The organism is Streptomyces anandii JCM 4720, from assembly GCF_014650655.1.
In the GTDB taxonomy this organism is placed as follows: Bacteria; Actinomycetota; Actinomycetes; order Streptomycetales; family Streptomycetaceae; genus Streptomyces; species Streptomyces anandii.
Map to the genome: position 1 here is coordinate 1 of NZ_BMVJ01000035.1, position 8,556 is coordinate 8,556.

Consider the following 8,556-nt stretch of genomic DNA (forward strand, 5'->3'; position numbering starts at 1 on the left):
GGGTTGTCCGGCGTCACGGCTCCGATCAACAGTTGGGCTTCTGCGGGATCAAGCCCATGGAACTGCAGGGCCTGAAGTCGGCGAAGAGGAGTTGGTGATCCTTCTAGGCCCGTCGGGCTGCGGCAAGAGCACCCTGCTGCGGCTGCTCGCCGGACTGGACCGGCCCGACGGCGGGAGTGTGGAGGTCCCGGCCCGGCGGGCGATCGTCTTCCAGGCCAACCGGCTGCTGCCGTGGCAACGGGTCCTGCGCAACGTCACGCTCGGCCTGCACGGACCCGACGCGGCGCAGCGGGCCCGCGACGTGCTCGCCGAGGTCGGCCTCGCGGGCTGCGAGAAGGCATGGCCCAAGGAGCTCTCCGGCGGCGAGGCCCAACGGGTGTCGCTGGCTCGAGCGCTGGTCTCCGAGCCCGAACTCGTGCTGCTCGACGAGCCGTTCGCGGCTCTCGACGCCATCACCCGGCTGCGCATGCACGACCTCGTACGCGCGCTGCGGACCAAGCATCAGGCGGCCATGCTGCTCGTCACCCATGACGTCGACGAGGCGATCGCCATGGCGGACCGCATCGTCGTCATGAGTAACGGCCGCATCGGCACCTCGCACGAGGTGCACCGCACCGCCGCCGACCGTGAGGCGAGCGTCGCACGCGAGGAACTGCGCGCCCGGCTCCTGGAAGACCTCGGCCTGGTCGGCCAGCACTGACCTCGTCCCACACCCTCACCTCAGCACAGAAAGCACGACAACCCATGCGAAAGAGAACCACGAGACTCATCGGCGCCGTCGGCTCGCTCGCTCTGGCGAGTACCCTCGTCGCCTGCGGAGGATCGTCGTCGGACACCTCCGCGCCGCTGAGCAACGCCGTCGATGCGAGTAACGCCAAGCACCCCGAGTGGAGCAAGTACACCTTCACCATCGGCGACAACGGCGGTGACGGCAGCCAGGAACTGGCGAAGGTCACCGGCGTGTTCGACAACGCGCCCTACAAGGTGAAGTTCGCCCGCTTCACCTACCGCCCGCCGCTCGTGCAGGCCGCCGCCTCGGGCGACATCGACCTGGGCAGCGTCGGCGACGTACCGCCGATCACCGGCGCAGCGAAGGAGTACGGCTTCAAGGTCGTCGCCGTCAACCGCTCCCTCACGCCCGACCAGGCGGTGGAGAACATCATCGTGCCGAAGGGCTCGAAGCTGAAGACGGCCGCCGACCTCAAGGGCAAGAAGATCGCTGTCCCGCAGGGCAGTTCGGCCCACGGTCTGGCCCTGAACGCGCTGAAAAGCGTCGGCCTTACCCCCAAGGACGTGAAGCTGGTCTTCCTCGACCCGGCGGCCGGTGCGACGGCGTTCAACACCGGCAACGTGGACGCCTGGTCGATCTGGAACCCGCAGTCGGCGATCGCGGTCAAGAACGGCGCGCGGATCCTGGTGAAGGGCCTCCCGCCGATCGACCAGACGAGCAGTTACTACGTCGCGAGCGACACTTCGCTGAAAGACAAGACCAAGCGTGTGGCTCTGACGGACGTCCTGAAGAGGCTGTCGCGGGAGTTCGCCTGGGCGGTCAAGAACCCCGACAAATACGCGCAGGCGCTGTCGAAGGAGCAGGGCATCCCGCTGGCCGACGCCAAGGCGTCTCTGGCCGCCTACTCGAACAGGGTGACTCCGGTGGAGCAGGCGGACATCGAACTGGAACAGAAGCTCGCCGACGCCTTCCTGGAGGCGGGGCAGATCACCAAGAAGGTCGACGTCCCGTCGATCGTCGACAACCTCCTCCCAGCCGGTTACGACAGCTCGAAGCTGAAGGTGACCTCATGAGCGCGGGACGGCGGCGGCTCCACCTCAACGCCTTCCTCATGGAAGCGGGCCACCACGAGGCGGCGTGGCGGCTCCCGCGCAGCAATCCCGGGCGGACTTCGACCTGCGGCACTGGATCGAGCTGGCACAGCTCGCCGAGAGCGCCAAGTTCGACTCCCTGTTCCTCGCGGACGGCCCGGCCCTCATCGGCGCGGCGAGTTCCGGCCCCCGGGCCAGCTGGAGCCGCTGACCCTGCTCACCGCGCTGTCCCAGGCGACCAGCAGGATCGGCCTCATCGCGACCGTGTCCTCGACGTACAACGAGCCCTACAACCTCGCCCGGCGGCTCGCGTCCGTCGACCACGTCAGCGGCGGCGGGGCCGGCTGGAACATAGTCACCTCGGCGGGCGCGGACGAGGCGGCCCACTTCGGCCTCGACGACCGCCCCGGCCACGCCGAGCGCTACGCCCGCGCTGACGAGTTCCTGTCGCCAAGGCGCTGTGGGATAGCTGGGAGTCCGAGGCAGTCGTCGAGGGCAAGGCCGCCGGACGCTACGCCGACCCCGCACGCTTGCACCGGCTCGGCCACCAGGGCAGGTACTTCAAGGTGGCCGGCCCGCTCAACGTCGAGCGTCCGCCGCAGGGCTACCCGCTGCTCGTCCAGGCCGGTTCCTCGGAGGGCGGCAAGGACTTCGCGGCCCGCCACGCCGAGGCGACCTTCACCGCGCACACGACATACGAGCGTGCGGCCGGCTTCTACGCCGACATCAAGGCACGGACCAGGGCCGCGGGGCGCGACCCGGACGGCGTCATCGTCCTGCCGGCATCGTCCCGTACATCGGCTCGACCGAGGAGGAGGCCCGGGCGCTTGCGCGGCAGTTCGACGAGCTGCGCGTCCCGGAGTACGGGCTGCGTCAGCTGGCCGCCGTGTTCGAGACCGAGCCATCGGCCTTCGAACTCGACCAGCTGTTGCCGGAGTTCATCCTCGCGAGGCCGAAGCTGGAGGGTTCGCAGAGCCGTTCCGACCTGATCACCGATCTCGCGGTGCGCGAGAAGCTCACGGTCCGGCATATCATCTCCCGGCTCGGGGGCGGACGCGGCCACTTCGAGTTCGTGGGCACACCCGAGCAGGTGGCGGACACGATCATCGCCTGGTTCGAGGGCGGTGCGGCAGACGGGTTCAACATCATGGCCCCCGCGCTGCCGTCGGGTCTGGCGGCCTTCGTCGAGCACGTACTGCCGATCCTGCGCGGCAAGGGGTTGTTCCGCGAGGAGTACGAAGGCACGACCCTGCGCGAGCACTACGGGCTCCCGGTGCCCGCGAACCAGTTCCATGGCTGACCCGCTTTCCGGGCCTGATCCGCTTCCCGTGGCTGGCCCGCTTCCCGTGGCTGGCCCGCTCCCGACTCCCGCCGCTTCCACTTCCCGGAGCGGCGGGAGTCCGCCCGCGCTGCGGGTCGAGGGCGTGGGCAAGACGTACGGGGACGGCTTCACCGCGGTGGCCGGGCTCGACCTGGAGATACCGGACGGCGCGTTCTTCGGGCTGCTCGGCCCGAACGGCGCCGGGAAGACCACTCTCATCGGCTCGGTGTGCAACATCGTGCGCCCCAGCGCCGGCAGCCTCTCCGTCTTCGGGCACGACCACCGCAGCCGTGAGGCCCGCAGACTGCTGGGTCTGGCCGCGCAGGAGATCAATGTCGACCGGTTCCTGTCCATCCGGCAGATCCTGGTCTACCACGCGGGATATCGCGGCACCGGCCGGAAGGCGGCCGCCCGGCGCGCGGACAAACTGCTCGCCCTGTTCCGCCTCGACGACAGGGCCGGCGTACGCGCCTACGAACTCTCCGGCGGCATGCAACGGCGCCTCGTCCTCGCGCGGTCCCTCATGCACCGCCCCTGCCTGCTCACCCCCGACGAGCCGACAGCCGGCGTCGACGTCGAACTCTGCCGCTGGGCTTCCTCGGGAGCGTCTTCTACTCGGTTCATCAACTGCCGCCGTTCTGGAACTACGTGAGCCACCTCGACCCCGTTTTCTGGCTGATCCAGGTCGAACGGATCGGGTTCCTCGGCCAGGGCGACGTCAGTGCCGGCTGGGCCCTTGCCGTGGTCTGGGGTCTGGCAGCGCCGCTGACGGCCTGGTCGGCCGCGATGTTCGCCACCGGCCGCCTCAACCCCTGAACCCCGTACAGGAAGGAACGCCACGCCATGACGAGCACCGAGCCCGAACAGGCTCTGTCCACTGATGTGTTGGTGATCGGCGGCGGTCCAGCGGGCACCTGGGCCGCGATCAAGACCGCTCAGGCGGGCGCCGACGTCGTCCTGGCTGACAAGGGATACACGGGCGCGAGCGGAGCGACCGCCTCCGTCGGCACCGGTATCTGGTACGTGGACGACGTCCCCGAACTGCGCGAGGCCGCCACGGCGAGCCGGGAGGCACTCGGCGGATTCCTCGCCGACCGGGACTGGATGGCGCGCGTCCTCGACGAGACCCACGCGCGCATGGACGAACTGGCACGCATCCAGCGCTACCCGTTCCCCGCCGACGGCCGTCAACTGCGCGGCGACCTGCAAGGGCCGGAGTACATGCGGCGCCAGCGCACCCGGGTACAGCGGCTGGGTGTCCGCATCCTCGACCACACCCCGGCGCTGGAGCTTTTGACCGACGCCGACGGAGTCGTCTCGGGGGCGCGGGCGCTGGACCGTACGACCGGTGAGACCGTCCGCATCGAGGCCGGGGCGGTGGTACTCGCCGCCGGGGGATGCGCGTTCCAGTCCAAGACGCTCGGCTGCGACGTCAACACCGGGGACGGCGCGCTGCTGGCCGTCGAGGCGGGGGCGCGGCTGTCCGGGATGGAGTTCTCCAACGCCTACGCCATCGTCCCGAAGGGCACGTCGCTGACCAAGACTGCCTACTACTCATGGGCGACCTTCTACCGCGCCGACGGCTCGGTCCTCGACGGCGCGGGCAGCACCCGCGGCCGGTCGGTGATCGCGAGGGCCCTGCTCACGGAGCCGGTCTACGCCCGCTTCGACAAGGCCACGCCGGACGAGCAGCTGGCGATGCGCAAGGGCCAGCCGAACACCTTCCTGGTCTTCGACCGGCTGGCATCGACCCCTTCACCGACCTGTTCGAGATCACCCTGCTCGCCGAGGGCGCGGTGCGCGGGACCGGCGGTGTCCGCATCAGCGGCCACGACTGCTCCACCGACGTCCCCGGTCTGTACGCGGCCGGCGACACCGCGACCCGTGAGCTGATCTGCGGCGGGTTCACCGGCGGCGGCAGCCACAACGCCGCCTGGGCGGCGTCCTCGGGCAGCTGGGCGGGCCGGGGAGCCGCCAAGTTCGCCGCCGGGCGCGGCCGTCCGGGCCGCGCCGTGCGCCCAGTGGGGACGGAGGACCTGCGCCCCACCGGCGCGGTGAACGTCGGCCACCGCGAGGTCGTCACCGCCGTACAACGCGAGGTCCTGCCGTACGACCGCAACTACCTGCGACACGCGGACCGTCTGGAGTCGGCGCTGCGTTCGCTGCACGAGACGTGGTCCGCGGTCCGTGAAGGGCTCGGGGCGAGCGGCGAGGCGCTGTTCCGGGCCAGGGAAGCGGCCGCGATGGTGGCCCACGGCCGCTGGAGGTACCACGCGGCGCTGCAGCGTACCGAGTCGCGCGGTATGCACAAGCGGGCCCACCGGCCGGCGCAGGACCCGACCCAGCACCACCGGCTGCTCACCGGTGGGCTGGACGAGGTCTGGAGCCGCCCGGAGTCGGAGCAGCGGCAACTGGTCGCGAGCGGAGGCCGAGCCGCATGATCGAGATCGTCGACCCGGATCGCTGCATCGCCTGCGACCGGTGCATCGAGGTGTGCCCGATGCGCGTCTTCGACCGCGGCACCGACGGCATTCCGGTGATCGCACGCCAGGACAGCTGCCAGACCTGCTTCCAGTGCGAGGCGTACTGCCCGACCGACGCGCTGTTCGTCGCCCCACTGGTGACCGCGGTCGCTCCCGGCTCGCGCTTCCGTGATGTGACAGAGCTCGCGGACTCCGGTCTGCTCGGCGGATACCGGCGTGAGCTCGGCTGGGGGCAGGGGAAGGACGCTCGGCGCCCGCGCCGCGGTCGGACCGGAGTGTCCGGACTGACCAGGGCCTGGATCGTCGCAGGATCCATGCCCAGACTCCTGTACAAGGCCGAGGACGCCGGACACCGACCCCGAAGAACGACTTGTCGCACGTCGCTCAGATGCTCCGCAACCGGGGACAGGGGATCGCAGGTTCACAACCTGTCGTCCCGATGATGTCCCGACGGTGCGAGGAGTCTTCGCGGGCGAGAGTCTGCGGGCCCTTTCGTCTGGGCCTTCTGCGGTGAGCACGCAGCTCGTCGGCACGTCATCCACGCCGACTCGACACCGTCGCCGCGTCCCGACGGTTGCAGTGGGAAACGTGTGGTGAACGTGTCGAGGAGGGCCGCCGTCCATCGGGGCGTCCGCGATGCGGGACGCCCCTCTTGACGTGGTTCGCGGTCGGATCGACACTCACTGAGGGAATCCTAGTGAATAGGTAGGGAAATTTATGAGGCGCTTGGAGTCGGCCACCGTCCGAGTGAGCCGTTCGCCTCTTCTGACCTCCCGCCGTCACATCGATCTGCTGCGTGTCTGCAGCGCTATCAACCCGCAGGGCTGAGCCGCGCCCATCCCGCACCGGAGACGCCCTCGGGCGTCGTGCCGTCCGGTGCGTACGGGAGAGCTCCGCTCCCTCACCCGACGTCGCTTCCGCCGCGCCTACGTCCGCGCCCGCTCCCGGGGAGAGTCATGACTGTCACACCGCTGGCCGCCCACGCCGCCGACCGACCCGCGCCCGCCTTCCGGGGCCGGATCGGCCGGGACGCGCGCAGCGGCCACTACGCCGTTCCGGGCCGCTACCGCCTCCATCTGTCGACCGCATGTCCCGGCGGCCTGCGCATCGCCGTCGCCCACAGCCTGCTCGGCCTGGACACCGTCTGTCCGGCGACCTACCTGCCCGCGGTCCCCGACTGCCCCGAGGGCGGCCACTCCGTCCTGCGTCCGTTGTACGAGGCCAGCGCCCACCGGTACCCCGGTCCGGCCATCGCGCCGGTGCTCAGCGACGACTGGTCCGGGCGGATCGTCAGCACCCACGCCCCGGACATCATGCGCGACCTCGACCGCCGGTTTGGCGGCGACCGCCCCTCGCTCTACCCGTGCGGCGCGGAGTCGGAGATCGAGGCGGTCGAGCGGATGTGCGCTCAGGGCATCGAACAGGCCGCACAGCGCGCCGGATCAGTCGGTGGCGCGCCGGTGGAACTTGACAGGGCACTTGGCATGCTGCTCGAAACGCTTGGGGCCCTGGAACGCTGGCTCGGAGGACGCACGTACCTGATCCGCGACGAAATCACCGCCGCCGACGTCGAGTTGTGGGTCGCCCTGGTCCAGCTCGACACCGTCCACCGCAACCACCTCGACGCCTCAGCCGTCCAACGCATCGCCGACCACCCGACCCTGTGGGCCTACGCCCGCCGGCTCGCCGCCCACCCTGCCTTCGGCGGCCACCTCGACCTCGACGGCATCGAACGCCGCCACCACGCCCGCTGCCAGGGCCTGGAGGCCGCCGGAGCAGCCGTCCAGATCCTGGACTGGGCAGTACACGCGGCCCGTTAGCCGTTCCACCTGGTGGACTGGCGTTGACATTCGTTCGGGCAGTTGTTTTAACTACGGCCCAGAACGGTCATGAGTGTCAGCGACAAGCCCTGGCTTGCTGACCGGCAACCCTCGCGCCGCGGTGGGGTGCCCCAGGTGACGACCGGACCGAAGATGTTTCGGTAAGCGCGAGGCCCACCGGGCCGGAACAGTGATGGTGACGCCATGTACGCAGCTCCCAGGACGGCCACGCGCCGCTCCCAGGGCTGCGTACAGCCGTACCCGAACCCTCTCGTCGCCGATCGCGCCGTCGATCTGCTCCGCGTGAACAGCGCACTGTGTACCGCACCGGGCTGTGCCCGCTGTCGGGGCTAACACCTCCCCGCAGCCCCCGCACTCCCTGACGAACACCGCCCCTGCGGTGTGCCGTTGTCCTCCCCGCCCCCGGTACCTCACCGTCGTGTGCGCTTCCGCATGCCGCCGTGCTTCCGGGGGTGTTCCCACCCAGCCGGAGCCCACCATGAGTGAACCCCCTGGCGCCACCGTCACCCTCCCCGAGGCGCCGACCGCCGACGAACCATCGAAAGCCCTCACTGCCCAGCGAGTTCTGCCGCTGCGGCGCCCCGGACGCTGGATCGCCACCGCGGTCGTCCTCGTCCTGGTCGCCCAGTTCGTGCACGGACTGGTCTCCAACCCCTTCTACCAGTGGGACCGCTGGGGCTACTGGTTCCTGCGCCCCACCATCCTCGACGGCCTGCTGATCACCCTCGAAGCCACCGCCTACAGCGCGGTGCTCGGCCTGATCGGCGGCATGGTGCTCGCCCTGGCCCGGCTGTCGAGGAGCCCCGTGCTGCGCGCGGTCAGCTGGACCTACGTTTGGGCGCTGCGCTCCATCCCGCTGATCGTGGTACTGATCTTCCTCTACAACTTCAGTGCCCTGTACAAGACGTTGAGCGTCGGCATTCCCTTCGGCCCGGCCTTCTTCTCCTTCGACGAGTCGAAGCTCGCCACCGACATGGTCGTCGCCGTGATCGGCCTCAGCCTCAACGAGGCCGCCTACGCGGCCGAGGTCGTACGCGGGGGCATCCTCTCCGTCGACCAGGGCCAACACGAGGCGGCCGCAGCGCTCGGC

At 70.1% G+C, this 8,556-nt stretch carries 10 protein-coding genes, 1 pseudogene and 1 riboswitch; all 11 genes and pseudogenes read left to right on the forward strand.

The genetic code is table 11. The features are described 5' to 3' along the window. The coding region (locus IE249_RS33620) for an ABC transporter ATP-binding protein (RefSeq protein ID WP_373304527.1) at nucleotides 1-700 on the forward strand (700 nt) is incomplete at its 5' end. Between the two features lie 44 nt (nucleotides 701-744). Next, the gene (locus tag IE249_RS33625; RefSeq protein WP_189711017.1) at nucleotides 745-1,803 is read left to right on the forward strand and encodes an aliphatic sulfonate ABC transporter substrate-binding protein; all 1,059 of its coding nucleotides are present in this window, start codon (nucleotides 745-747) and stop codon (nucleotides 1,801-1,803) included. After that, nucleotides 1,800-3,121: pseudogene (locus IE249_RS33630) on the forward strand (LLM class flavin-dependent oxidoreductase). Before IE249_RS33625 ends, IE249_RS33630 begins: the two are co-directional and overlap by 4 nt. Before the next feature lie 124 nt (nucleotides 3,122-3,245). Then, a complete protein-coding gene (locus tag IE249_RS33635; protein WP_229859866.1) occupies nucleotides 3,246-3,794 on the forward strand; it encodes an ABC transporter ATP-binding protein in 549 nt (182 codons plus the stop codon). Then, entirely contained in the window at nucleotides 3,791-3,958 is a 168-nt protein-coding gene (locus tag IE249_RS33640) for a hypothetical protein (RefSeq protein WP_189711021.1), read from the forward strand. Before IE249_RS33635 ends, IE249_RS33640 begins: the two co-directional genes overlap by 4 nt. Before the next feature lie 27 nt (nucleotides 3,959-3,985). After that, nucleotides 3,986-5,035, forward strand: coding sequence for an FAD-dependent oxidoreductase (locus IE249_RS33645; protein WP_229859867.1), 1,050 nt, complete (start codon nucleotides 3,986-3,988; stop codon nucleotides 5,033-5,035). Beyond that, a complete protein-coding gene (locus IE249_RS39370; protein ID WP_229859870.1) occupies nucleotides 4,939-5,583 on the forward strand; it encodes an FAD-dependent oxidoreductase in 645 nt (214 codons plus the stop codon). Before IE249_RS33645 ends, IE249_RS39370 begins: the two co-directional genes overlap by 97 nt. After that, nucleotides 5,580-6,068, forward strand: a complete 489-nt coding sequence (locus IE249_RS33650; RefSeq protein WP_189711023.1) for a 4Fe-4S dicluster domain-containing protein — start codon at nucleotides 5,580-5,582, stop codon at nucleotides 6,066-6,068. The genes IE249_RS39370 and IE249_RS33650 overlap by 4 nt, the downstream gene beginning before the upstream one ends. A 274-nt stretch (nucleotides 6,069-6,342) precedes the next feature. Then, a complete protein-coding gene (locus tag IE249_RS40225) occupies nucleotides 6,343-6,453 on the forward strand; it encodes a putative leader peptide (protein WP_373304528.1) in 111 nt (36 codons plus the stop codon). A gap of 128 nt (nucleotides 6,454-6,581) precedes the next feature. Further along, the gene (locus tag IE249_RS33655; RefSeq protein ID WP_189711025.1) at nucleotides 6,582-7,445 is read left to right on the forward strand and encodes a glutathione S-transferase C-terminal domain-containing protein; all 864 of its coding nucleotides are present in this window, start codon (nucleotides 6,582-6,584) and stop codon (nucleotides 7,443-7,445) included. Between the two features lie 65 nt (nucleotides 7,446-7,510). Next, nucleotides 7,511-7,619: riboswitch (SAM riboswitch) on the forward strand. 325 nt (nucleotides 7,620-7,944) lie between these two features. Next, nucleotides 7,945-8,556 (forward strand): ABC transporter permease subunit (locus IE249_RS39375; protein ID WP_229859874.1); only part of this gene is annotated, 612 nt, incomplete at its 3' end.